Raw genomic sequence first — 21,867 nt, forward strand, 5'->3', positions numbered from 1 at the left:
CATGACCGAGAGAGGGCCACTCACCGCCGTATCGCCGCTCGATGGCCGGTACGCCCGCTACACCGAACCGCTCGTCCCGTACGCCAGCGAGCGGGCGCTGATGCGCGCCCGCGTCCAGGTCGAAGTCGAGTACCTGCTCGCGCTCGCGGACCTCGACGCGACACCGTTGACGGTCGGCACCGAGCAACGCACGACGTTGCGGGCGCTGTACGAGGAGTTCGACGACGAGGACGCGAACGTCGTCAAGCAACTGGAGACGGAGGGGTACGGCGAGTACAGCGCGACGAACCACGACGTGAAGGCGATCGAGTACTTCGTCCGCCTTGGGATGCCCGACGGCCTCGACGCCGACCACTGGATCCACTTCGGGCTGACCAGCGAGGACGTCAACAACCTCGCCCACCGGCTGCTCGTCAAACTGGCCGTCGCCGACGTGTTGGTCCCGGAACTGCGCGAGATCAGAGACACCCTCGTCGAGATGACCCACAGCTACGGCGACGTACCGATGCTCGCCCGCACGCACGGCCAGCCCGCGACGCCGACGACCTTCGGCAAGGAGATGGCCGTCTACGCCTCCCGGCTCGGGAAAGCGATCGGTCGGATCGAGCGGGCCGCCGAGGATCTCTCGGGGAAACTCGCCGGTGCCTCCGGGACCTACGCCGCCCACCACGCCGCCTACCCGGACGTGGACTGGCCGGCGTTCTCGCGGGCGTTCGTCGCGGACCTCGGCCTGGACCACGAACCGCTGACCACGCAAGTCAACCCCTGTGACGACCTCCAGACCGTCTTCGACGCCCTCCGTGGCGCGAACAACGTTCTGCTTGACATGGACCTGGACATGTGGCTCTACGTCTCGGACCGCTATCTCGGCCAGGAGGCCGTCGAGGGCGAGACGGGCTCCTCGACGATGCCACACAAGGTCAACCCCATCGACTTCGAGAACAGCGAAGGGAACCTCTCGAAGGCCAACTCCGATCTGACCTTCCTGGGCGACTACGTCACCAGTTCCCGCCTCCAGCGTGACCTCTCGGACTCGACGGTCAAACGGAACGTCGGCGCCGCCTTCGCGCACTGTCTGGTCGGCTACAGCAAGTGCCAGAACGGGCTGGCGAAGGTCGTCCCCAACGAGCAGGTGATGCGCACGGAGCTAGCGGAGACACCGGAGATCATCGGCGAGGCCGTCCAGACGATCCTCCGCCGAGAAGGGTTCGCGGACGCCTACGAGCAGGTCAAGGAGGCGACCCGCGGCCAGCAGGTCACGATGGCGGACTTCCAGGCGATGATCGACGACCTGGACGTGAGCGAGGACGTGCGAGCGGAGCTTTCGGCGCTGACGCCGACGGGGTATACCGGAATCGCCGAGCAACTCGCCGACGACGCCTGATCGGTACCTCCCCAGGACGTGATCGGAACGCTCACCACAGGCCAGTCCAACCCTGGTGGTAGATGGTCCTCGGCACCGACACCCGCGTCCTCACGCTGGCGTTCGCCCGGATGGCCGACGCGCTGGGGAACTCGTTTCTCATCATCGTCCTCCCGCTGTACATCGCCAGCGGGCAGGTGACGCTGACCGGAATCGTCGGGAGCGAACTCTTCGGGTTCGTCCTCCGGGAGGAGACGCTGATCGGACTCGTGCTCTCGCTGTTTGGCCTGTTGAACAGTTTCGGACAGCCCTTTACCGGTCGGCTCTCCGATCGGACGGGCCGACGGCGAGCGTTCGTGCTGACGGGACTGGTGCTGTTTGCGATCGGCAGCGCCGCCTACCCGTTCCTGTCGAGTTACTGGGCCGTCCTGGGTGCGCGCGCGTTCCAGGGGATCGGCGCCGCCTTCACGATCCCGGCGACGATCGCGTTGGTCAACGACTACGCCGAGAGCGACAGCGAGCGCGGGGGGAACTTCGGCGTGTTCAACACCTTCCGGCTGATCGGGTTCGGCTTCGGCCCGATCGTCGCCGGCATCGTCATCACCGGTGGACTCGCTGCCGAGGGCGTCGTCGTCTACGACCTGTTCGGGACCGCGCTCTCGGGGTTCAACGCGGCGTTTGCCGTCGCCGTCGGCGGTGCCCTGCTCAGTTTCGTGCTCGTCGCGGTGCTCATCAGCGACCCGCCCGTCGCCGCCGACGCGGCGAGCAAGGACCTCTCGATCGCCGTCATGGACCCCGACGGACGGGGACTGGACTCGGTGTTCGTCCTCGGGATCGGCACGTTCCTGATGGCGACGACGATCGCGCTGTTTGCCACGCTAGAAGGCCCGATCCGGATGCGTCTCGACGAGTCGACGTTCATGTTCAGCGTCCAGTTCGCCGCCGTCGTCATCGCCAACGTCCTCCTGCAGGTCCCGATCGGCCGGGCCAGCGACCGGATCGGCCGGCGGCCGTTCGTCGTCGCCGGCTTCGTCGTCCTCGTGCCGGCGGTGTTCGCACAGGGCGTGGTCACGGACCCGTGGCTGATGCTGGCCGCGCGGTTCGTCCAGGGGATCGCCGTCGCGCTGGTGTTCGCGCCGTCGCTGGCGCTGGCCGGCGACCTGGCGGGCGAGCGCGGGTCGGGGACCACCCTCTCGGTGCTGACGATGGCGTTCGGGCTCGGGGTGGCTGTCGGTCCGCTGGCCTCCGGGGTCCTGTTCAACCTCGGTGGGTTCTCGACGCCCTTTACCGTCGGTGCCGTCCTCGCGCTGGTGGCGCTGGTCCTGACCTACACCCAGGTGAGCGAGACGCTCACCGAGGCCGACGGGCGCGTGGAGCCGAACCCACAGGACTGACCGGAACGCGACGGATCTACAGGAGCCGTTCGGCGGTCTCACGGACCGCCCGCGCCGCGGTCCGGACCGCCGAGAGCCGGACGTACTCGCGGTTCGAGTGTGCGACCGCGCCGGCGTCGTCGCTCAACTCGCCCGGACCGAAGACGACCGTCGGCCCCCGCTGGGCGAAGTAGGAGGCTTCGGTCGCGGCGCCGAAGGGCCGGACATCACCGCCGCTGGCCTCGCTGAGTGTGCGAACCAGCGGGTCCGTCTCGTCGGTGGCGAAAGCCTCCGGAAACGGCGTGTCGGGTCTGATCAACTCCACGGAGAGCGCCATCCCGTCGGGCAACCACTGGCCGAGATGGTCGGCGAGGTCCGAACAGAACTGGTCGCTCGTCTCGGGCGGGACGCTCCGACGGTCGAACGTGATCGTACACTCGGCCGGTACCTGGTTGGTCGCCTCGCCGCCCTCGATCATCGAGGCTGTCAGGATCGGCCGCCCCAGGACGTCGTGATCGGCGGGACCGCGCTGCTCGTCGTAGCTCTCCATCGCCTGGAGCACGGGCGCGGCCGCTCGGATCGCGTTCCGCCCGCTGCCCGGGTCCGCCGCGTGGGCGCTCTCGCCGTGGATGGTGACGGTCCCCTCGAACTGGCCGCGGGCGGCGGTACAGACGTCCAGCCCGGTCGGTTCGCCGACGATGAACCCGTCGGCGTCGACCGTCTCGGCGAGGTGCGCCCCGCCGGTCTGTGTCGTCTCCTCGTCGATCGAGACCGCGAGCGTCACCCGCCCGTCGCCGGGGGCGACAGTGAGAAACGCCTCCAGCAGCGCAGCGAGCGGCCCCTTCGCGTCACACGCGCCGCGACCACAGACCACGTCGCCGGTATCTCGCGGTTCCCGCTGGTCACCGCTCGACTGTTCCGAGGCGGGGGGTCCCTCGTCCCCTTCGCCGCCGCTGCCGTCGACGGTCTCGTCGGGTCCGGGTGGCTCCGTGCGACGTTCGTAAGGGAGGTGGGGTGGGACGGTGTCGATGTGGGTGTTGAGCACGAGGTGGGTTCCCGCTCCCTTCCCGCGGGTCGCGACGACGTTACCCAACTCGTCGACGGTCGGGTCGACGCCGGCCTCCGTCAGCGTCTCGACGAGCAGTTCACGCATCGCATCGACGTCCTCGTGAGAGGGCGTCTCGACGGCCGCCCGGTGGAAGCTGTCGAGGTCGAACTCCCGTGTCATCGTTCGACCCGCGTCACGTCCGACAGCGTCTCCCGCTCCCGGACGACTCGCGTCTCGTCGCCCTCGATGGCGACCTCCGCGGGCCGGGGCTGGGAGTGGAACTGGTTCGCCAGTTCGTAGCCGTACGCGCCGGCGTTACCGATCGCCAGCAGGTCCTCCCGTTCGGGCCGGGCGACCGGCCGGTCCGTACAGAACACGTCGGCACTCGTACAGCACGGCCCGCCCACGGAGACAGGGTCGGCGTCCCGACCCGGCGCTGAGACGTTTCGGATCGGGTGGTAGGAGCCGAACATGGCCGGGCGGATCAGCGTCGCCAGGGAGGCGTCGACCCCCACGACGGTCGCCGCCGGCGTCTCCTTGATCGTGTTGACCGCGGTGAGGATCAGTTCGGCGTCGGCGACGACGTACCGTCCCGGTTCGAGTTTGATCTGCGCGTCGAGGTCACCCACCGCATCCCGGACCTTCTCGCCGACGACATCCATGTCGAGTGGCTCCTCGTCCTCGCGGTAGGGGACGCCAAAGCCCCCGCCGAAGTCGACGAACTCCAGGTCGTGGGACCGCTCGACGGTCCGCCCCATCTCGGCGACCTTCGCGATGGCACGGCAGTGGTCGTCCAAGTCGTCGTGGAGGACGCCGCTGCCGGCGTGGGCGTGGATACCGACGAGGTCGAACCGGTCGTCGAGTTCCGCTGCGAGATCGGGGACCTCGTCGTAGGGAATCCCGAACTTCGCGTCCTTGCCCGTCGCCACCTTCTCGTGGTGACCGGTACCGATACCGGGGTTGATCCGGATGGCGACGCGGCCGTCGTATCCCCGGGCTTCGAGGCGGTCGAAGGTATCCCGCGCGCCCCCGGTGATCGTCAGTCCCGGGTGGTCGGCCGCCAGGTCGACGGCGTAATCGAGGTCGTGGTCCGGGGGGTTGACGGCGGTGTACTGGAGCGTGTCGGGATCGGCACCGGCGTCGATCGCTCGCTGGAGTTCCCCCCAGGCGGCACACTCGATGTCCGCGCCCGTCTCCAGCAGCGTCGACAGCACCGCCCGCCCGGTGTGGGCCTTGGCGGCGTACATCACGTGGGCGTCGGGGAACGCCGCGGCGAACCGTTCGTAGTTCTCCGCGACGCGGTCGAGGTCGACGACGTACAGCGGCGTCCCGTGCTCGGCAGCGAGTCGGGACAGTCGGTCGTGATCCCAGTCCGCGAGGCGACGGACCGGCGGCGAGGGGTGACTCATTGCACGAGACACGGCGTCGGCGAGTAACAAGGGTTCCGCTCTGGAACGGAGACACCCGTCTGCCAGCGGATTCGGACACCCTCGGCGACACATACTTATCAGAGGGGCGATGTTACTGTGTCAAGAGCAACCGGCCGCGCGGGGGGCGCGGCCGGCACTCGTCAGGCCATGCCACCGGACGTGCCACAGAAGCCACCACTGGAGATCGTCAAACAGGGACGGGTGTGGCTCGTCGAGGAGTACCGCCGGGGTGCCCGCGACGGGGAGACGTTTTCGACACACGGCGAACAGATCGACGCCGTCCGGAGCGCGAAATCGAAGATGGACGCCGACAGACACCCCTGTGCCGTCCGCTGGGACGGCCCCCGGAGCGTCAGCGAAGTGTACTGGAACCCGCTGTTCGAGTGCCTGGTCGTCGAGTACGACGACCTGGTCGACGCCTGGACCGTCGTCCCCGACGCTGGAACCTGCGCCATGGCGGTCCACGACTCCAGGGAAGCCGCCGGAACGCACGGCAAGCAACTCCAGCGGAGCTACGATTTCAAACACCTGCACGCGTACGACCGTCGGGGCCGGACCTACGAGGAGCGGGAGCACCGGTTCCTGCGCCACGACGTGACCCGATCGGGAGTCCGGTTCCGCAAGGAAGCGATCGAGTCGGTCCCACCGCCCGAGGCGGAAGACGATCCCGAGGAGACGGCTCCCGAGACGACCACCGACGGGACGGCGGTCGACTACGTCGGTCCCGCGAGCCCGGGACAACTGGGCGCGTCGATCCCCGACGTGACCAAAGTCGAGTTCATCGACACCGACGGTGTCGTCAACCGGTACGCGACTCCGTGGGACGGCGGGACCCGCGCCGAGATCCTGGCGGTGTCGAGCAAGCACGGTACCGACGAGGGCGTCCAGCCGGCCTTCTCCGAGCGCCTCTCACGCTGGGAGACAGTCGACGAGAGCACCCACGTGGCGACGGTCCACGAATCCGGGACCGCGCCGACCCCGTGGGTGGCCTACCGCGTCGGGAAACACACCCTCGCCGAGATCGGGACCGACCTCCCGGTCCAGGTCCGGCTCGACGTTCTCGGTGACGTCGTCGATGCCGTCACCACCGTCGCCGACTCGTCGTTCCTGGTCTGTGGACTCTACCCGGCGAATATCCACCTGAAAGGCGGCGACAGCGGCTGGCGAGCGACGGTCTCGAACTGGGGGATCGAGTGGGCCGTCCGGGAAGCCCTGGGCGTCGACCACGGGAGCCCGTTCACCGCACCGGAACAGCTCGACGGGCAGTTGAGACCGACAACGAGTGTCTACCAACTCGGCGCGATCGCCTACTGGCTGCTCTGTGAGACGACGCCGGTCGAGGAGACGGCCACGGACTCGCAGGCCGCCGTTCGGACCGGACAGCTCCGGACCCCCCAGCCAGTCAGTGACGTCTCCCAGGCGGTCGAGCCGGTGTTGCGCCGGGCGCTCGCTCCCGACCCCGACGACCGGTACGGCTCGCCGATCGCGTTCTATCGGGACCTCACCGGTTCGGTCTGAACGCCCGCTACGGCTCACTCCGTTCGCGTTCCGGTTCGAGATGCTTCGCTGCTCGCGGGTCACTCCGTTCCCCGCTGCGCTTTGTCGAGGCCTCCCTACGGTCGGCCTCGCTGTCTCCGCGAGTCGCTTCGCTCACCGCATCGCTGTCGAGGCGCTTCGCTACGCTCAGCGCCTCGCTACTCCCGAAGCGCGTCCTCTCTCTCGGTCGCTTCCAGCGTCTCCTCCTCGACGTCGGTCGCCACGACGGCGGGCTTGTAGGCCCCGCCGTCGAAGAGGTCGTGTTCGCCGACGGAGGAGTCGACGAACCGCTGGAACGCGCGCCGTTCGGGCGGTAGCTCGCCGTAGATGACCTCGTCTTCGACGAGGTCGTACACCGGAATCCGGGGCGTCAACAGCGTGTTCTCGCCGACGATCGACCCCTCGCCGACGACGAAGCCGCTGGTGACGCGACAGCCGGCACCCAGCGAGACGTCGTCCTCCACGATGACCGGGGCGCTCTCGACCGGTTCGAGGACGCCGCCGATCAGCGTGTTCGCGCCGAGTTTGACGTTCTCGCCGATCTGAGCACAGGAACCGACGGTGTCACACGAGTCGATCAGCGTCCCGTCGCCCACGTGGGCACCGACGTTGACGAACGAGGGCGACATCATGATGCAGTCCTCGCCGAGATACGCGCCGCGGCGGATGGTCGTCCCGTCCGGTGTGTTCCGTGTGCCACGCTCGCCGAGGTCGTCGGTGTCCCGCAACGGCAGGACGTCGTGGTAGTCGACGCCGCCGTAGGTTCGGCTCCGGGTCTCCCGGAACGCGAAGTTCAGCAGGATGCCACGTTTGACCCATTCGTTGGCCTGCCACTCGCCGTCGACCTTCTCGGCGGCCCGTACCTCACCGGCTTCCAGCGCCGCCAGGAAGGTATCGAGCGTGTCCAGTTGCGACGGTTCGACGTCTTCGATCGTCGCACCCTCTTCGTAGGCCGTCCACAGGTCCCCGATGTTCTGTTCGAGGTCTTGTCCGAGCATCGTACCCGTCGGTACCCGCCCCGGTGGTTTAGCAGTCCCGAATATCGTCGGCGTTCAGGCGTCGACGACCGCGCCGAAGTCGTACCAGCCCGCGTCACGGCCGTCGAGCCAGTCCGCCGCGTCGAGTGCGCCGGCGGCGAACACGCCCCGATCCTCGGCACGGTGAGACAAGGAGAGGACCTCGTCGTTGCCCGCCAGGATCAGTTCGTGCTCGCCGCGGATATCGCCGGCCCGGCGGGCGAAGACGCCGATCTCGTCGTCCTCGCGGGGCGCGTGGCCCTCACGGCCGTAGACCGGATCGACGTCGCGCTCTTTCTGGACTGTCTCGAGGAGCGTGTTTGCGGTCCCCGAGGGGGCGTCGACCTTCCCGTTGTGGTGGGTCTCCATGAGTTCCAGATCGTAGTCGTCCAGCGTGGCGACGGCCTCGCCGACCAGTCGCTGGAGGACCTGGATGCCCTGCGAGAAGTTGGTGGCCTTCAACAGCGCCGTCCGCTCGCTGGCGTCTTTCAGGCTCGCCATCTCGTCCTCGTCGAAGCCGGTCGTCCCGACGACCAGCGCCGTGCCGGTCTCGGCACAGGCCGCCGCCAGCGGGAGCGTCGACGCCGGGATCGAGAAGTCGACAACCACGTCGACCTCGTACTCGTCGAGCGTCGCCGCGATATCGTCGCTCTCGACGACCGGAACGCCGGAGACCTCCCCGGCCTCGACATCGAACCCGACGACGACCTCCAGGCCACGGTCGGCAGCCGTCTCGATGACCGTCGTCCCCATCCGGCCGGTCGCACCGTTGACGGCGACGCGTGTCATCGCTCCGCCTCCGCGTACTCGTCTTCGAGGTCCTCGGTTTCGAGGGTGGCCAACACGTCCCGCAGGTGGTCCAGATGTTCCTCGGAGAGACGGGTGAGCGGCGACCGGACGTGTGCCGGGCCGTAGCCGCGGATGCGCATGGCCTCCTTGACGGGGATCGGGTTGGTCTCGACGAACAGCGCGCGGAACAGCGGGCCGAGTTCGTGGTGGATCGCGCGTGCGCGCTCGTAATCCTCGGCCAGTGCCGCCCCGACCATCGCACAGGTCCGCTCGGGTTCGACGTTCGCGGCTACGGAGATACAGCCGTGGGCACCCACCGAGAGCATCGGCAGGGTCATCCCGTCGTCACCGGATAACACCGCGAACTCCTCGTCGCGCGTGCGTTCGACGATCTCCGATATCTGTCCCATGTCGCCGCTCGCGGCCTTGAACGCCGCGATGTTCTCGTGGCTCGCGAGTTCGACCGCGGTGTCGGCCTCGATGTTGCGGCCGGTGCGGGAGGGGACGTTGTAGACGATCTGCGGACAGTCGACCTCGTCGGCGATCGTGGTGTAGTGGTCGATCAGTCCCTGCTGTTCGGGCTTGTTGTAGTACGGGGAGATCAACAGGAGTCCGTCGGCACCGGCCTGTGCCGCCCGGCGGGACAGTGAGAGCGCCTCGCGGGTGTTGTTGCTGCCGGTGCCGGCGATGACGGGAACGTCGTCGACGGCGTCGATGACCGCCTCGACCACGTCGATGTGTTCGTCGTGGGTCATGGTGGCCGACTCGCCGGTCGAACCGACCGGGACCAGGCCGTCGACGCCTGCGGCTTCGAGTCGCTGGGCGTCTTCCTGAAGTGTCTCGTAGTCGATACTGCGCTCCTCGTCGCCGTGGAACGGCGTGCACATCGCGGGGTACACGCCGCGGAAGTCGATCGCTGTCATTGCTGGGGTGTCGTATCGCGTCGGGATATGTCGTCCGGTTGGCGGTGCACGGAACCGACCCGGGACGGGTGCGCCACGCCCGCCACGAGCCACTAGAAGGTGCGTTTGCGTTTCGGCAGGGAGACGGCCCGCTGGCGGGGGAGGGTCACAGACTGGTCGGTCGTGGGCCGTCGCATGAGAGAATGACAGATCGTGAGGAACTTAGCCCTTGTGTTCCCGCACGCCGCGCCCGAAAGCCTATTTTTACGGGCCGGACAACCATCGGTATGACAGTTTCTCATTCTGGACAGCGCGTGACCGTCCTCGCGGACGCGCAGAACCTCTATCATACGGCACAGAGCATCTACTCGCGGAACATCGACTACTCGTCGCTGCTGGACGGTGCCGTCGACGGCCGCGAACTGACCCGCGCGATCGCCTACGTCATCCGCGCCGACTCCCCCGAGGAGGAGACGTTCTTCGAGGCACTGGACGACATCGGCTTCGAGACCCGTATCAAGGACATCAAGACATTCCAGGACGGGTCGAAGAAGGCCGACTGGGACGTGGGGATGAGCCTCGACGCGGTCACGCTGGCGAAACACAACGACGCGGTCGTCCTCTGTACGGGCGACGGCGACTTCGCACGGCTCTGTCGGTATCTCCGTCACGAAGGCTGTCGTGTCGAGGCGATGGGCTTCGAGGAGTCCTCCTCGGAAGACCTCAAGGAGGCCGTCGATATGTTCGTCGACCTGAGCGAGGATACCGACCGGTTCCTCCTCTAGACGGCGCGGCCGTCCTCGGAGGTGCCGACCAGAAGCGCCCCGGCGGCCAGTCCGAGCGCGGCGAGGGCTGCCGCGTACACCGGAACGTTCAGCGATATCTGTCCCGTGCCGAGAATCAGGGCACTGCTGACGATCAGCAGCAGCGCACCCAGCGCGACCTTTCGCGTGTCTGTTGCCATGTGGATACTCTTTGGCTTCATCCGGTATAAATTTCCCCAAAACCGCCGGAGGGCTATACGATAAATCATGATAAATACCCCGAATACTGTGGGCACTTCACACGCTCGAAGACCGAAACACCGTTGTCGGCGGCCCGTCCAGGGGAACCATGACCGACCGAGAGCTCCGCGGGCTCCGACGCTCTGCCGACTACCAGTTCGGCCGGGGCGCCGGGGCGACGCTGTTCACGCCGGCGGACGATCTGGAGGTGACCCACACCTCCTCTGGCCGGCCGCGCCAGGTCCACGACGGGGACGGACGAGTGGTGACCTACGGGAACGACGGCCGCTTCAGGCTCGGGCCGGCCGGCGGTACGCGGCTCGCGGACGGCTTCGCGGCCCCGCGACACCGGGTCGTCGTCGGCGACGAGAGCGAACCGTTCGTCCGTGAGGGACGCAACGTCTTCGCGAAGTTCGTCCAGCGGGCGGATCCGGAGTTGCGCCCCGGTGACGAGGTGCTCGTGATGCACGCCGAGGGCACCCTGCTAGCAGTCGGACGGGCGGAACTGCCCGGCGACGGCATGGGCGACTTCGAGACCGGGATGGCAGTGAAGGTCCGTCAGGGCATCGAAGGGTGAGGCCGCGGGCGGAATCGCTCGCGAGACGGCGGGTCGCTATATTTTTCCGACCGGAACGCGCAGTTCGGGTATGTTCGGCGGAGGCGGCGGGATGAACCCGCGCAAGATGAAACAGATGATGGAACAGATGGGCATCGACATGGACGACATCGATGCCGAAGAGGTAATTATCCGTACGCCCGACGAGGAACTCGTCTTCACCGACGCGGAGGTCCAGTTGATGGAAGCGCAGGGCCAAAAGACCTACCAAGTCGTCGGTGAACCCGAATCCCGCGAACTGGGCGCTGGCGAGACCAGCGACGCGACCGCGGAAGACGCCGAAGAGACCGAGGAGACGGGCGACGACGGCGTCGATCCCGACGACGTCGAACTCGTCGCGATGCGCGCCGGCGTCGACGAGGACACCGCCCGCGAAGCGCTCGAAGCGAACGACGGCGACCTCGCCGACGCGGTCGACCAACTGGAGTAACGTGGCCTACCTCTTCGTCCACGAGGACCGCGAGTACCTGCTGGAACCCGGCGAGCGCTTCGAGTCCGACCTGGGTATCCTGGAGGTCCCCGAAGACGTCGCGCCCGGAGACGTCGTCGAGACGCATCTCGGGACGGGCTTTACCGTCCGAGCGTTGCGCGGGCCGGACCTCTTTACCCACCTCAAACGGACCGGCGCGCCGATGATGCCCCGCGACGTGGGGTTGGTCCTGGGCAAGACCGGTATCTCCGGCGGCGACCGCGTCCTCGACGCCGGGACGGGGACCGGCATCCTCGCCGCCTACATGGGCCGGGCAGGTGCCGAGGTGGTGACCTACGAACGGGACGCCGACTTCGCCGCGGTCGCCCGGGAGAACATGGCCGTCGCCGGCGTCGCCGACACCGTCGAGATCAGGACCGGCGACGTGACCGACGATCTAGACGACCTCGCCGGCTTCGACGCGCTGACACTGGACACCGAAGACGCACCGACAGTCGTCGAGCGGGCGCCGACGCTGCTCGCGCGCGGCGGGTCCCTGGCGGTCTACTCCCCGTTCGTCGAGAACACCCGCGAGACGGTCGCCGCCGCGCGCGAGGTCGGTCTCGACGGCATCGAGACGCTGGATACGATCCAGCGGGAGATGGACTTCGACGACCGCGGCTCGCGCCCGTCGACGGGTGGGGTCGGTCACACCGGCTATCTCACCGTCGCGCGCCGGCCCTGACCGCGGGCGGGGGTTTCAAACCCTTCTGGTCCGTACAGGTGGATAGATGAGCGACCCAGAACCCACCGAGACGACGACCTGGCCCGAACTCGCGATCAGCCTCTACGACCGACTGACCGGCCGCAACGCACAGATCACGTACGACTTCGAGGACATGGAAGTCGACGTCCCCAGCAAGGCCGGCGAGGACGCCGACCACGCTCACTGGCGCGTCGACGGGACACTGACGATCACGACCCGCGAAGAAGAGTGAGCCAGTGACGGCATCCAAGCGCCAGCCCGGCGAGTCCGTCGAGACGGTCGCCGAGTTACTCGACGTCATCGAGGGGCGCCCGTCGCTCGGAGTCGACGCCGACCTCACCGTGACAGTCGACGGGCGCCCGATCACGCTGACCGGCTACGGCGACCTGGTGGCGGCCGACCTCGACGGGTTCGGACCCCTCCTCGCGTTGCGACGGGAGTACGGTGACCGGGCGATGGACGGCGCCGCCGCGCTGGCGTCCGTGGGGCTGACCGCGGAGCTCCGCGTCCGTGGCGTGCCGATCGCTCGCCTGGGATCGGACGCCGATCCGAGCCCTCTCGCCCGCCGGCTGGGTCTGGGACCGGTCGAACTCGTCCCCGAGGGCCCGCTGCTCGCGGCGATCACTCGACGGCGCGGATGAGCGCGAACAGCTCGTCCCGGTAGTCCCGGCCCGACCGCCCGAGCGCCTCCGCAGCCGAGTCCACGCCGAGGACGTCGGCCACGGGCCGGTCGGGATACGCACCGGCTGCGATCCGGAAGCCGTCACCGTGCCAGACGGCGACCCATCCCTCGATGGCGAGCGTCGCGTCGGTCTCCGCGAGCGGGATAGAGGCCGTGTATCGCCGGACGCGAGCGCGGTCCCCGGTCCCGACCCGGATGCGTTCCGTCCGGCCGCGGTCGACGTTCTCGAACCCCCGATCCCGAAGTTCGTCCGCGAAGGCGGACTGTGCCTCCGATCGGACCGTCGGGAGGATCATCGCCGGGCCGATCCCGGGCGACAGCGGTGGCCGGAAGGAGAGCCGCGTCGCGAAGAAGAACCGCCACTGGCGGTCGATCCCCGTCGCCGCCTCCGCCGTCTCCCGCGTCCGTACGTCGTCGTACAGTTCCGTCGCTCCCTCGACTTTCGCCGCCGAGAGTTGGAACACCGTCTCGACGCTCTCGTCGATCAGTTCCCAGCCGCCGTCGGCCAGAGCATCGTCCGGCACAGTCGGGAAGGCGGCGTCGTCGGGCACGGTACTGTCTCAGTGATCGTCCTCGCGCCACTTGTGTTCGCACTCGGTGCAGGTGAAAAAGCGCGTCTCGGACTCGTCTGCGGCCCGGATCTGTTTCATCTCGTAGTAGGCCCGTTCGTTGCCACACTCCGGACAGCGCGCGCCCGTCGTCGGACCCATGTCCTCGGCGTCGACCTCGGAGGTGTCGACGATCTCGGACTCCTCCTGGCCCTGGGTGGTCACCGCCTGCTGGTCGGTCGCCTCGTCGCGGACCGTCTCGTACCCACAGCTCCCACAGACCCAGCTGTCACCCTCCGTCTTCATCATCGAGCCGCATTCGTCGCAGAATTTCATTGTTGCTCTTCCTTACACCGCCGGATCGTGTTAAACGCCAGGGTTCCGCGTTAGTCGTTGTTCGTCCAGGCCGAGCAAGCGTCCATGTCGTCCATCAGTTTCTCGTGGAACCCACAGTACGGGACGATATCGTCGTCGTGCATCACGTACTGGAAGTGTCGGCAGTTGCCACAGTAGATGTCCGGCTCGCCACGGCGGACCGCAGTGTCGGTGATCGGATCACTGGAGACGCTCTCGGTCCCGCCGTCTGCGGTCGGCGTCGACTCCGGGCCGGCCTGTGCGATGTCGCTGTCGAGGGTCGAGTCAGTGCGGTCGTCCCACTGCCGTGTCTCGCCTGTCCGCTGTTCCGAGCGCTGTGGGCCGGAGTCCGGCCGGTCCGGAGACTGCCCGCCACCGCCGCTCGCCGGCTGGTGCTCCGTCGTCCCGCTCCCGTCACTCCGGGCGGCTGACTGGCTCGCTTGGTTGGTCTGGGTCTCGACGTCCCCGTCCGGCTCTCCACCGAAGAGGCCGACACCGCCCACCGACGAGACCGACCCTGCGTCCTCGACGAGGCGGATGGTCCCCGACTCGGTGACCTCCATCCGTGCGGTCCCGCCGGGGTCGGTGCGCGTCTTGAACGTGGCGACGGCCGCGAACAGCGCCCAGAACGCGGCCAGGATGCCGAGCGAGTAGACGATACTGACACCCAGTGCCAGAAGCGGCGCCGACTCGACCCAGTTGTAGGGGTAGATACTCCGGAACAACGCGACGCCGAGGACGGCGACGCTGGTACCCAACGCCGCCGCGGCGCGGGTCCGACGGCCGGAGGGCAACACGGTAAAGACGCCGAGGATGACCGCCGGCAACCCCAGCCCGGCGACCGTTCCGGCGACCTCCCGGGCCGCGTACTCGCTGAGTTCGAACCGCTGGCCGATCGGTGTGGTCGCGAACGCGATCGCCGCGACGAGCCCGGCGGCCCCCGCGAGAAACAGCCCCATCCCGACGACCTGTTGGCGGCGTGATGCGACGCGTCCGACCTCCCCGTCGTACACGTCATTCAGACTAGTCATAGAGGGCTCTAGCACCGCAAGCGGCAAAACACCCCGTCAGACACGCGCATGACGGTCGGGGAAGCAACCGACACCGAAAACACTAATCGAACCGACTGGCACAGTGCAGATATGAGCGACGACGAGGAAGACGAGGAACCAGCCGTCGAACTCGGCGAGGGTCCCGACGTCGAGGGTGCGCCGCTGGCCCGTGTCTCCGCGCGGCTCACCTGGGGTATCGAACACAGTACCATCGTCGACCGCGAGGGCGAGACGACCATCCGTACTCCGGACGGTCCCCGGGAACTCGCCGACGTACTCGAAGCCGTCGACGTGCCGTACTTCTCGGATCGCCGCGAGTTCGAGTCCGCCGTCCGGGACGCCATCGGAACCGGTCCGGTCCCGACCGAGTGATCGGCTCGGTCACTCGCCGTCGCGCGGGCCGTCGGACTCGGCCTGGCGGTCGTCGGTCTCCGAGGTTCCAACCGTGCCCAGATCCGCCGAGAGTTCCTTGTCGACGTGGTCGTTCCGGTCGCCGGTCCACTCGTCGCGAGTGAGAAAGAGGGCGACCCCCAGGACGATCACGACGGGAACGATCATCGCCACGAGCAACAGCGCGATCACGGCGAGGTCGCCGGTTCCCGGGCCGGCCTGTCCGAGCAGAACCATGCCGCGATCTGGTCGGCCCGTCGAGTAAAGTGTTCGGAGAGCTATCGCATGTTTTCGAGCGCACAGACGGTATCAGAGGCCAGCCACTCGGCCTCGTGGTCGCCCTCGATACTGAGCGCGAAGAAAGAATCGCGACCGTCGTCGACGGTAATCTCGTAGGCACGGCTGGTGAGTCGCTCGGACATATCGGGGCCAGTTCGCTCCGGAGACACGCCTAGCGCTCACAGATTGGGACCGATAAGCGGACCGGTTTGCCCGTCAGCAGGTCTGTAATCGGACAATTCGACTCTCGTGGGGTACTTTTCGACCCGGGAGTCACTGAGAGAACTACGGCTCCGGGTCGCCGGCTTCGGACGCTTCCGAGCGACCCCGGCGCTTCCCGACGAGGTATACAGCCAGGAAGAGAACGCCGGGGACCACGACCAAGAACGCCATCAGCAGGAGGACGACGAGCAGTTCGATACCACCGGGGATGCCCGGGAAGAGGAGCGGGACCATACCGTCGCTTGCAGGCCGACCGTCGTCAGCGTTGTGCCCTCAGAAGTCGGTGAGCTGTGACTGGAGCCCAGCGACCAGTTCCGACTTCCGTCGCAACGGCCCCAAGCCGCTCGGAAGCTGATCGGTGATCGCGTCGAGCGTCTCACGGAACGACTGTCCGACGCCCGGTTCCCCCTCGAAGGCGTTGCGCACGCCCTCGCGGACCTGCCAGACGCCGACCGGTGCCCAGTAGTCGTCGGTGATCTCCCGGAGGACCAGACACTTGGCCTGCCGCCCGCGCTCCTGGAGGTGTTCGAGCGCTGCCAGCCGTGCCGCATAGTAGGCTCCGGCGGTCTCCTCGACGTAGCCGGTCCGTCCCTCGTAGCCCTCGTAGGCGCTTGCGAGGTAGTAGCCGCTCCCGGGCCGGGGGTTCCAGACGCTCTCGGGGGCTTTCATCTCGACGAGTTCGAACTCCCAGCGGCCGGGCGCGAGCAGCACCCAGTACCGGTTCCCCATGTACTCGTTGTACCAGAGCTCGGGTTTGTCGATGGTGTCGGCCGTCTGCAGGCTCCCCCGGAGATACTGGCCGACGGTGTCGTCGACCGCGGTGATCGACCATCGGGTGGGGACGAGCGAGCGTTCGCTGGCCTGGCCCAGCGCGCCCGCCGAGAGGATCGTGTTGATGTCGTAGACGTCGAACCCGCGCCGGTAGAGGTAGGTCATCGCCCCTTCGGCGGCCCAGTCGTCGTCCGAGAGCGTCTTCTCGACCGATCGCGGGACGTGGGGGTTCTCCGTGAGGTCTGCACCGGTCGCGCTAGCCCGCGGGCCGGTCGGCGTCCGCACGTCGTCGAACCCCACGTCGATCTCGGGTGTCCCGTCGAGCCCGACCTCCACGTCGACGGGGTGGTCGGCGATGGCGACCTCCCGCTGAACGCCGACGAAGCCGTCCCAAACGTCGTAGGCGCTGCCGCGTTGCTGGACCGAGTCGACCGAGAGCGACTGTGCCGAGTTGAGCAGTCCCGTCCGTCGCTGGAGGACGTCCTCGATACCCAGCCCCGAGTCGTACCAGTCGCTGCTGGTGGCAAACCCCTCGGCGGCCGCGTCGGGTTCGACGGGCGAGAGCAGTCCCGTCGAGACGTTGGGGTAGCCCGACCGACCGACGAAGATCTCCGGGGCCGTCGATCCGACGAGCGTGTCGTCCTGGACGGCCTCCTGGACCTGTCGCTCGACGTCTTCGAGGTGGTCCGTAATGGCGTAGGACTTCTCGGCGGCCAGGCGACGCCGTTGTGCCGCCTCGTCGCGCTCGAACTCGTCGATGAACTCGTCGAGGCGCATTCGGTGCTCGTTGGTCCCTGGCCGCTATGAACCTGTCCCCACGAACGTCAGCAACTATTACGTAGGTGGGTCGAGTAACAACAGGTGTAATAAATAATGTCCGAAACGAGAACCACCGTACTCAAGTTGGGGACGATCATCGCGGCGCTCCTCGGGTTCGTCATTATCGGACTCGTCGGAGTGTACCGGCCATCCCATCAACAGTCGCTCATCAACGTACTCCTCGGTGAGGTCGGTACGCTCGCGATCGCCCACTCGGCCTACCGGATCTCCTCGGGGAAACAGGCCAGTACTGTCGGCGCACTCACCGCAGTGGTCTGTGGGCTCGTCCTGGCCGGGTCCCCGTTCGTGTTCGCGAACTTCGATCCGTTCCTGACGATCCAACTCGTCTGTAGCCTCGTCTTGACCCTCGCCGGCGTGGCGGCGCTGGCCGAACGGTACATGGGTGGGGAGGAAGGCCGCCGCACCGGTGCCGAACGGATCGCCGGTCGGTCCGGGAACTGACGACAGGACGTTTTCCGACCGATCACAACCGCTATACCGACAGGTCGGTCACCCACAGACGATGCCGGTCATCGAATGCGACGAGGCGACTGCACGCGAGCGACTCGAAGCCGCAGGTGTGTCCGTCGAATCGGGTAACACCGACCACGAGCGCTGGCGTGCCGAGTACGGCGGTGCGACTGCGGTCGCCTACGACGGGAAAGTCGTCGTCCAGGGCGGGGACACCGCACGGCTGGAGGGGGTGCTCCGCGACGACGGCGGCCGAGTCCACCTGTACTCCGACGGGGCCTCCCGCGGGAACCCCGGACCGGCCGCCATCGGCTACGTACTCGTCGACGACAGCGGGATCGTCACCGAGGCCGGCGAGACCATCGGCCGAGCGACCAACAACCAGGCCGAGTACGACGCGCTGATACACGCTCTGGAGGTGGCCGCCGACTACGGCTTCTCGGAGGTCCAGATCCGCGTCGACGCCGACCTGCTCGTCAAGCAGATACGCGGCGAGTGGGACACCAACGACCCCGAGTTGCGAGAGAAGCGGGTGACAGTGCTGGAACTCCTCCAGCGGTTCGACGACTGGTCGATCGAGCACGTTCCACGGGAGATAAACGAACGGGCCGACGAACTAGCCAACGACGCACTCGACGATGACTGAACTGCCAGCCGACGTGATCGAGGAGGCCGAACGCCTCACCAGACTCGCCCGCCAGGCCGTCGACGAGGACGAGGCGGCGGCCTACCGAGACGACCGTGAGACATTGCTCGCAGCACACGAGTACACCGCTCGCGTTCGTGAGGACGACACGGGCGACGTCCTCGTCTGCCACCCACAGGAGTGGGTCGAGGACGGCGTCATCCGACCCGGCCGTGTCGAGGACATCGACCGCGGCGTGGAACGCCAGCTCTCGGGGACCGGCGATCCGAACGAGTGGGCCGACGTCGCCGACGCGAACGAAGCGGTCGCCGAGGCTGTTGCCGAGGACCACGGCCAGGTCCACGGTGCGACGGCACAGGCGCTAGCGGATTTCATGAGCAACCACTACGCCAAACCGATCGCCGACGCGACACCGGCGGAGCTGGCCGAGTTCGAGACCGACTACTTCAGGCGCAACGCCTGGCCGACCGAGAGACAGCGGTCGCTGCTCGAGGAGTCCGTCGAGTTAGCCGTCGAGAAAGCCGAAAGTCGGTCGCCCGAACGCTGAAGTTACCGCTGAGCGTCGACCAGGTCGTGGAGTTCGTCCCCACGGCTCTCGTCGGTAGCGAACTTCGAGAACACCCATCCGAGCTGGTCGAGGACAGCTTCCTTCCCCTCGTCGGTCAGTGAGTACTGGTTGGTCCGCTTGTCGAGTTCGCTCTTCTCGACGAGCCCCATCTCGACGAGGTCGTCGAGGTTAGGGTAGAGCCGACCGTGGTTGACTTCGTCATCGTAGTAGGATTCGAGTTCCCGCTTGATCGCGAGGCCGTACCGTGGTTCCTCCGACAGGATGACGAGGATGTTCTGTTGGAAAGCGGTAAGTTCTTTCGCGATGCCCGGACTGCTAGTGACTGTTTGTGCCTCTGACATGGATATAGACATGTCGTCAAACTATTTAACACTTGTTAACTCAATCATCCTATAAGGAATATGTGCCAGACAGCGCCACACTAACGACGACGAAGCCTTTGTCGGGAAACTGGATAATTACGGGTGTCATAGCTGTATCGGCATCGCGAGAACCGTCGCCTCGCTATTACTCTGCGAGGGCTGAGGAAATATCTTGTGGCCCAGGGTAAACCGATGACGAAAGTGATTTTTGCCGGCGCGGCACACTCGCGGATGATGACGAACCTCTGGGAAGACCTGGAAACCGGACCGAACCCGCCCGAAGAGATCTACGCCGTCGTCGAGTGTCTCAAAGGCGAGCGCAACAAGTACGAGTACGACAAGGAGGTTCCCGGTGTCGTGCTGGACCGCGTGCTCCACAGCAACGTCCACTACCCCTCCGATTACGGCTTCATCCCGCAGAGCTACTACGACGACGAGGACCCCTTCGACGTCCTCGTTCTCGTGGAGGACCAGACGTTCCCCGGCTGTATCATCGAAGCCCGTCCGGTCGCGCTGATGAAGATGGACGACGACGGCGAACAGGACGACAAGGTCATCGCTGTCCCGATCGAGGACCCCCGCTACGATCACATCGAGGACCTCGACGACATCCCCCAGCAGACCCTAGACGAGATCGACGAGTTCTTCGCGACCTACAAGAACCTGGAGGAGGGCAAGGAAGTCGAGACCCAGGGCTTCGAGGACAAGCAGGCCGCGAAAGACGCCATCGAGCACGCGCAGGACCTCTACGACGAGCAGTTCGACTGAGCCGGGCGGTCCGTTCCCGACGAGCCATGCTCATCGATAATATCGGCGGGTGTTGCCGATGATTTATGAGCATGGGTAATTTTTAGGGGGAGGGGTTGGTAGTAGTCGGTGTGATGGCGACCGATCAGACAGACGCAGCACTCGACCACCCGACGGTCGTTCCGGAGCCGACAGACAGTGAACCGCCCGGAATCGACCACTTGACAGTCGTTCCCGAAAACGCTGGTACCGGCGAGTGACACTGTCACCGGTGTACAGGTTGCCGCTTCTCCCGACGCTGTTGCGAAAAGAAGCTTCTTGTCCCCGTCACCAGTAAAGAGGGGCATGGGACTATTCGACCGTTTGAAGGGCGACGACGGCCCACGCGTCGCGTTTTTCGGTATCGACGGCGTACCGTACAGCCTAATCGACCAGCATCCGGACGTGTTCCCGAACCTCACGGAACTGGCCGCAGACGGCAGCGGCGGCGCGATCGACAGCATCGTTCCCCCGGAGTCCAGCGCCTGCTGGCCGTCGCTGACCACCGGCGTCAACCCGGGACAGACCGGCGTCTACGGCTTCCAGGACCGCGAGGTCGGGTCGTACGATACCTACGTCCCGATGGGCCGGGACGTCCAGGCCGAGCGTCTCTGGGACCGGGTCACCGAGGACGGTCGGGACGCGACGGTACTGAACGTCCCCGTCACGTTCCCGCCCCAGCGCAACGTCCAACGGATGGTCTCGGGCTTTCTCTCGCCCGGCGTCGACAAGGCGGCCTATCCCGACGACCTGCGTGACCGTCTCCAAGAGACGGACTACCGGATCGACGTCAACGCGAAACTCGGCCACGACGACGACAAGACCGAGTTCGTCGAGGACGCCCACGAGACCGTCGAGAAGCGCTTCGAGACGTTCAAACACTACGTCCAGCAGGACGACTGGGACCTCTTTTTCGGCGTCTTCATGACCACCGACCGGGTCAACCACTTCCTGTTCAAAGACTACGTCGAGGAGACGGACAACCGGGAGGCGTTCCTGAACTTCTACAGCACAGTCGACGACTACCTGGGGAAACTCCGCGAGATGCTCCCCGACGACGTGACGATGGTCGTCGCCTCCGACCACGGGTTCACCGCTCTGGACTACGAGGTCCACTGCAACGAGTGGCTCCGCCAGGAGGGGTGGCTCGACTTCCACGACGACGACCACTCGGAACTGGGCGACATCAGCGACGACACGAAAGCGTACTCGCTCATTCCCGGTCGCTTCTACATCAACCTCGAAGGACGGGAACCGAACGGGAGCGTCCCACAGGACGAGTACGAACAGGTCCGCTCGGAACTCAAAGAGAAACTCGAAGCGCTCGAGGGCCCCGACGGGAACCCGGTCGCCGATCGCGTGGTCACCAAGGAGGACGCGTTCCGCGGCGACCACGAGGACATCGCGCCGGATCTGGTCGTCGTCCCGAACCACGGCTTCGACCTCAAGGCCGGCTTCAAAGGTTCCGAGGACGTCTTCGGCGTCGGCCCGCGAAACGGGATGCACAGTTTCGACAACGCGACCCTGCTCGTCGAGGACGACGACGCCCGCATCAACGACGCCGACCTCTACGACATCGCACCGACGGTCCTCTCGCTGATGGACCACGACTACGACCGCGGCGAGTTCGACGGGACGAGTCTCGTCTAGACGCGTCGGTCGCGG

The 21,867-nt window shown here is 66.8% G+C and carries 30 protein-coding genes; 16 read left to right on the forward strand and 14 right to left on the reverse strand.

The features are described from left to right. The first annotated feature begins 1 nt into the window (after position 1). Complete coding sequence (gene purB, locus P0204_RS06820; protein ID WP_276222801.1) at positions 2 to 1,384, forward strand: adenylosuccinate lyase; 1,383 nt, start codon at positions 2 to 4, stop codon at positions 1,382 to 1,384. A 62-nt stretch (positions 1,385 to 1,446) separates the two neighbouring features. Continuing rightward, positions 1,447 to 2,757, forward strand: coding sequence for an MFS transporter (locus P0204_RS06825; protein WP_276222804.1), 1,311 nt, complete (start codon positions 1,447 to 1,449; stop codon positions 2,755 to 2,757). A 16-nt stretch (positions 2,758 to 2,773) separates the two neighbouring features. Here the strand turns inward: P0204_RS06825 and P0204_RS06830 are convergent, their stop codons facing one another. Both P0204_RS06830 and lysA read right to left on the reverse strand, forming a co-directional pair. Continuing rightward, positions 2,774 to 3,964, reverse strand: a complete 1,191-nt coding sequence (locus tag P0204_RS06830; RefSeq protein ID WP_276222806.1) for a M20 family metallopeptidase — start codon at positions 3,962 to 3,964, stop codon at positions 2,774 to 2,776. Continuing rightward, positions 3,961 to 5,193 carry a diaminopimelate decarboxylase gene (gene lysA, locus P0204_RS06835; RefSeq protein WP_276222808.1) on the reverse strand — a complete coding sequence of 411 codons (1,233 nt, stop codon included), beginning with the start codon at positions 5,191 to 5,193 and terminating at the stop codon, positions 3,961 to 3,963. The genes P0204_RS06830 and lysA overlap by 4 nt, the downstream gene beginning before the upstream one ends. Before the next feature lie 168 nt (positions 5,194 to 5,361). Here lysA and P0204_RS06840 point away from each other — a divergent pair, with 168 nt between their 5' ends. Further along, on the forward strand, positions 5,362 to 6,732 hold the full coding sequence (locus P0204_RS06840) for a protein kinase family protein (protein ID WP_276222810.1): 1,371 nt from the start codon (positions 5,362 to 5,364) through the stop codon (positions 6,730 to 6,732). Positions 6,733 to 6,908: 176 nt separating this feature from the next. Here P0204_RS06840 and P0204_RS06845 read toward each other — a convergent pair whose 3' ends face one another. From P0204_RS06845 to dapA, 3 genes are read right to left on the reverse strand one after another with little or no spacing between them, the layout of a single operon-like run. Next, complete coding sequence (locus P0204_RS06845) at positions 6,909 to 7,748, reverse strand: 2,3,4,5-tetrahydropyridine-2,6-dicarboxylate N-succinyltransferase (protein WP_276222811.1); 840 nt, start codon at positions 7,746 to 7,748, stop codon at positions 6,909 to 6,911. Between the two features lie 54 nt (positions 7,749 to 7,802). After that, on the reverse strand, positions 7,803 to 8,555 hold the full coding sequence (gene dapB, locus P0204_RS06850) for a 4-hydroxy-tetrahydrodipicolinate reductase (protein ID WP_276222812.1): 753 nt from the start codon (positions 8,553 to 8,555) through the stop codon (positions 7,803 to 7,805). After that, positions 8,552 to 9,478 carry a 4-hydroxy-tetrahydrodipicolinate synthase gene (dapA, locus tag P0204_RS06855; RefSeq protein WP_276222813.1) on the reverse strand — a complete coding sequence of 309 codons (927 nt, stop codon included), beginning with the start codon at positions 9,476 to 9,478 and terminating at the stop codon, positions 8,552 to 8,554. Before dapA ends, dapB begins: the two co-directional genes overlap by 4 nt. Positions 9,479 to 9,744: 266 nt before the next feature. Between dapA and P0204_RS06860 the strand changes: the two genes are divergently transcribed. After that, positions 9,745 to 10,242 (forward strand): LabA-like NYN domain-containing protein, encoded by a 498-nt coding sequence (locus P0204_RS06860; RefSeq protein WP_276222814.1) that lies wholly within the window; start codon positions 9,745 to 9,747, stop codon positions 10,240 to 10,242. Here the strand turns inward: P0204_RS06860 and P0204_RS06865 are convergent. Beyond that, the gene (locus tag P0204_RS06865) at positions 10,239 to 10,421 is read right to left on the reverse strand and encodes a DUF8178 family membrane protein (protein ID WP_276222815.1); all 183 of its coding nucleotides are present in this window, start codon (positions 10,419 to 10,421) and stop codon (positions 10,239 to 10,241) included. The two genes, P0204_RS06860 and P0204_RS06865, sit on opposite strands and share 4 nt — an antisense overlap. 149 nt (positions 10,422 to 10,570) lie before the next feature. Between P0204_RS06865 and P0204_RS06870 the strand changes: the two genes are divergently transcribed. From P0204_RS06870 to P0204_RS06890, 5 genes are all read left to right on the forward strand, one after another. Further along, the gene (locus tag P0204_RS06870) at positions 10,571 to 11,038 is read left to right on the forward strand and encodes a PUA domain-containing protein (protein WP_276222816.1); all 468 of its coding nucleotides are present in this window, start codon (positions 10,571 to 10,573) and stop codon (positions 11,036 to 11,038) included. 70 nt (positions 11,039 to 11,108) lie between these two features. Beyond that, positions 11,109 to 11,507 (forward strand): nascent polypeptide-associated complex protein, encoded by a 399-nt coding sequence (locus P0204_RS06875; RefSeq protein WP_276222817.1) that lies wholly within the window; start codon positions 11,109 to 11,111, stop codon positions 11,505 to 11,507. 1 nt (position 11,508) lies between these two features. After that, positions 11,509 to 12,231 (forward strand): methyltransferase domain-containing protein, encoded by a 723-nt coding sequence (locus P0204_RS06880; RefSeq protein ID WP_276222818.1) that lies wholly within the window; start codon positions 11,509 to 11,511, stop codon positions 12,229 to 12,231. A gap of 46 nt (positions 12,232 to 12,277) precedes the next feature. Continuing rightward, positions 12,278 to 12,484, forward strand: a complete 207-nt coding sequence (locus tag P0204_RS06885; protein ID WP_276222819.1) for a hypothetical protein — start codon at positions 12,278 to 12,280, stop codon at positions 12,482 to 12,484. Positions 12,485 to 12,488: 4 nt separating this feature from the next. Continuing rightward, entirely contained in the window at positions 12,489 to 12,893 is a 405-nt protein-coding gene (locus tag P0204_RS06890) for a hypothetical protein (protein WP_276222820.1), read from the forward strand. Here P0204_RS06890 and P0204_RS06895 read toward each other — a convergent pair. Genes P0204_RS06895 through P0204_RS06905 form a run of 3 tightly spaced genes read right to left on the reverse strand, consistent with a single transcriptional unit; the run spans position 12,874 to position 14,867 of the window. Next, a complete protein-coding gene (locus P0204_RS06895) occupies positions 12,874 to 13,485 on the reverse strand; it encodes a DUF6517 family protein (protein ID WP_276222821.1) in 612 nt (203 codons plus the stop codon). The two genes, P0204_RS06890 and P0204_RS06895, sit on opposite strands and share 20 nt — an antisense overlap. Positions 13,486 to 13,494: 9 nt before the next feature. Then, on the reverse strand, positions 13,495 to 13,818 hold the full coding sequence (locus tag P0204_RS06900; RefSeq protein WP_276222822.1) for a transcription factor S: 324 nt from the start codon (positions 13,816 to 13,818) through the stop codon (positions 13,495 to 13,497). 50 nt (positions 13,819 to 13,868) lie between these two features. Continuing rightward, the gene (locus P0204_RS06905) at positions 13,869 to 14,867 is read right to left on the reverse strand and encodes a cell division protein CdpA domain-containing protein (RefSeq protein WP_276222823.1); all 999 of its coding nucleotides are present in this window, start codon (positions 14,865 to 14,867) and stop codon (positions 13,869 to 13,871) included. 111 nt (positions 14,868 to 14,978) lie between these two features. On the opposite strand from P0204_RS06905, the gene P0204_RS06910 reads away from it, so the two are divergent. Then, complete coding sequence (locus tag P0204_RS06910) at positions 14,979 to 15,260, forward strand: DUF5789 family protein (protein WP_276222824.1); 282 nt, start codon at positions 14,979 to 14,981, stop codon at positions 15,258 to 15,260. Between the two features lie 9 nt (positions 15,261 to 15,269). On the opposite strand, the gene P0204_RS06915 is transcribed toward P0204_RS06910, so the two are convergent. The 4 genes from P0204_RS06915 to nreA all read right to left on the reverse strand — a co-directional run bounded on the left by P0204_RS06915 (position 15,270) and on the right by nreA (position 17,327). Further along, complete coding sequence (locus P0204_RS06915) at positions 15,270 to 15,515, reverse strand: hypothetical protein (RefSeq protein WP_276222826.1); 246 nt, start codon at positions 15,513 to 15,515, stop codon at positions 15,270 to 15,272. A gap of 41 nt (positions 15,516 to 15,556) precedes the next feature. Beyond that, positions 15,557 to 15,700, reverse strand: coding sequence for a hypothetical protein (locus P0204_RS06920; protein WP_276222828.1), 144 nt, complete (start codon positions 15,698 to 15,700; stop codon positions 15,557 to 15,559). 142 nt (positions 15,701 to 15,842) lie between these two features. Then, positions 15,843 to 16,013 (reverse strand): hypothetical protein, encoded by a 171-nt coding sequence (locus P0204_RS06925; RefSeq protein ID WP_276222830.1) that lies wholly within the window; start codon positions 16,011 to 16,013, stop codon positions 15,843 to 15,845. A 39-nt stretch (positions 16,014 to 16,052) separates the two neighbouring features. Then, positions 16,053 to 17,327, reverse strand: a complete 1,275-nt coding sequence (gene nreA / locus P0204_RS06930; RefSeq protein WP_276222832.1) for a DNA repair protein NreA — start codon at positions 17,325 to 17,327, stop codon at positions 16,053 to 16,055. Between the two features lie 96 nt (positions 17,328 to 17,423). On the opposite strand from nreA, the gene P0204_RS06935 reads away from it, so the two are divergent. The 3 genes from P0204_RS06935 to P0204_RS06945 all read left to right on the forward strand — a co-directional run bounded on the left by P0204_RS06935 (position 17,424) and on the right by P0204_RS06945 (position 19,033). After that, positions 17,424 to 17,831: a hypothetical protein gene (locus tag P0204_RS06935; protein ID WP_276222834.1), complete on the forward strand. Its 408-nt coding sequence runs from the start codon at positions 17,424 to 17,426 to the stop codon at positions 17,829 to 17,831. A gap of 61 nt (positions 17,832 to 17,892) precedes the next feature. Continuing rightward, positions 17,893 to 18,486: a ribonuclease HI gene (gene rnhA / locus P0204_RS06940; RefSeq protein ID WP_276222836.1), complete on the forward strand. Its 594-nt coding sequence runs from the start codon at positions 17,893 to 17,895 to the stop codon at positions 18,484 to 18,486. Continuing rightward, positions 18,479 to 19,033 carry a DUF7108 domain-containing protein gene (locus P0204_RS06945; protein ID WP_276222837.1) on the forward strand — a complete coding sequence of 185 codons (555 nt, stop codon included), beginning with the start codon at positions 18,479 to 18,481 and terminating at the stop codon, positions 19,031 to 19,033. Before rnhA ends, P0204_RS06945 begins: the two co-directional genes overlap by 8 nt. A gap of 2 nt (positions 19,034 to 19,035) precedes the next feature. On the opposite strand, the gene P0204_RS06950 is transcribed toward P0204_RS06945, so the two are convergent. Further along, the gene (locus P0204_RS06950) at positions 19,036 to 19,395 is read right to left on the reverse strand and encodes a PadR family transcriptional regulator (RefSeq protein WP_276222838.1); all 360 of its coding nucleotides are present in this window, start codon (positions 19,393 to 19,395) and stop codon (positions 19,036 to 19,038) included. 255 nt (positions 19,396 to 19,650) lie between these two features. Here P0204_RS06950 and P0204_RS06955 point away from each other — a divergent pair, with 255 nt between their 5' ends. The 3 genes from P0204_RS06955 (at position 19,651) to P0204_RS06965 (ending at position 21,852) form a co-directional block, all read left to right on the forward strand. Further along, positions 19,651 to 20,184, forward strand: coding sequence for an inorganic diphosphatase (locus P0204_RS06955; RefSeq protein WP_276222839.1), 534 nt, complete (start codon positions 19,651 to 19,653; stop codon positions 20,182 to 20,184). A gap of 113 nt (positions 20,185 to 20,297) precedes the next feature. Further along, positions 20,298 to 20,423, forward strand: a complete 126-nt coding sequence (locus P0204_RS06960) for a hypothetical protein (RefSeq protein WP_276222840.1) — start codon at positions 20,298 to 20,300, stop codon at positions 20,421 to 20,423. 85 nt (positions 20,424 to 20,508) lie between these two features. Then, complete coding sequence (locus P0204_RS06965) at positions 20,509 to 21,852, forward strand: alkaline phosphatase family protein (protein WP_276222842.1); 1,344 nt, start codon at positions 20,509 to 20,511, stop codon at positions 21,850 to 21,852. Positions 21,853 to 21,867: the final 15 nt, after the last annotated feature.

Source organism: Haloarcula halophila (assembly GCF_029278565.1).
GTDB lineage: Archaea > Halobacteriota > Halobacteria > Halobacteriales > Haloarculaceae > Haloarcula > Haloarcula halophila.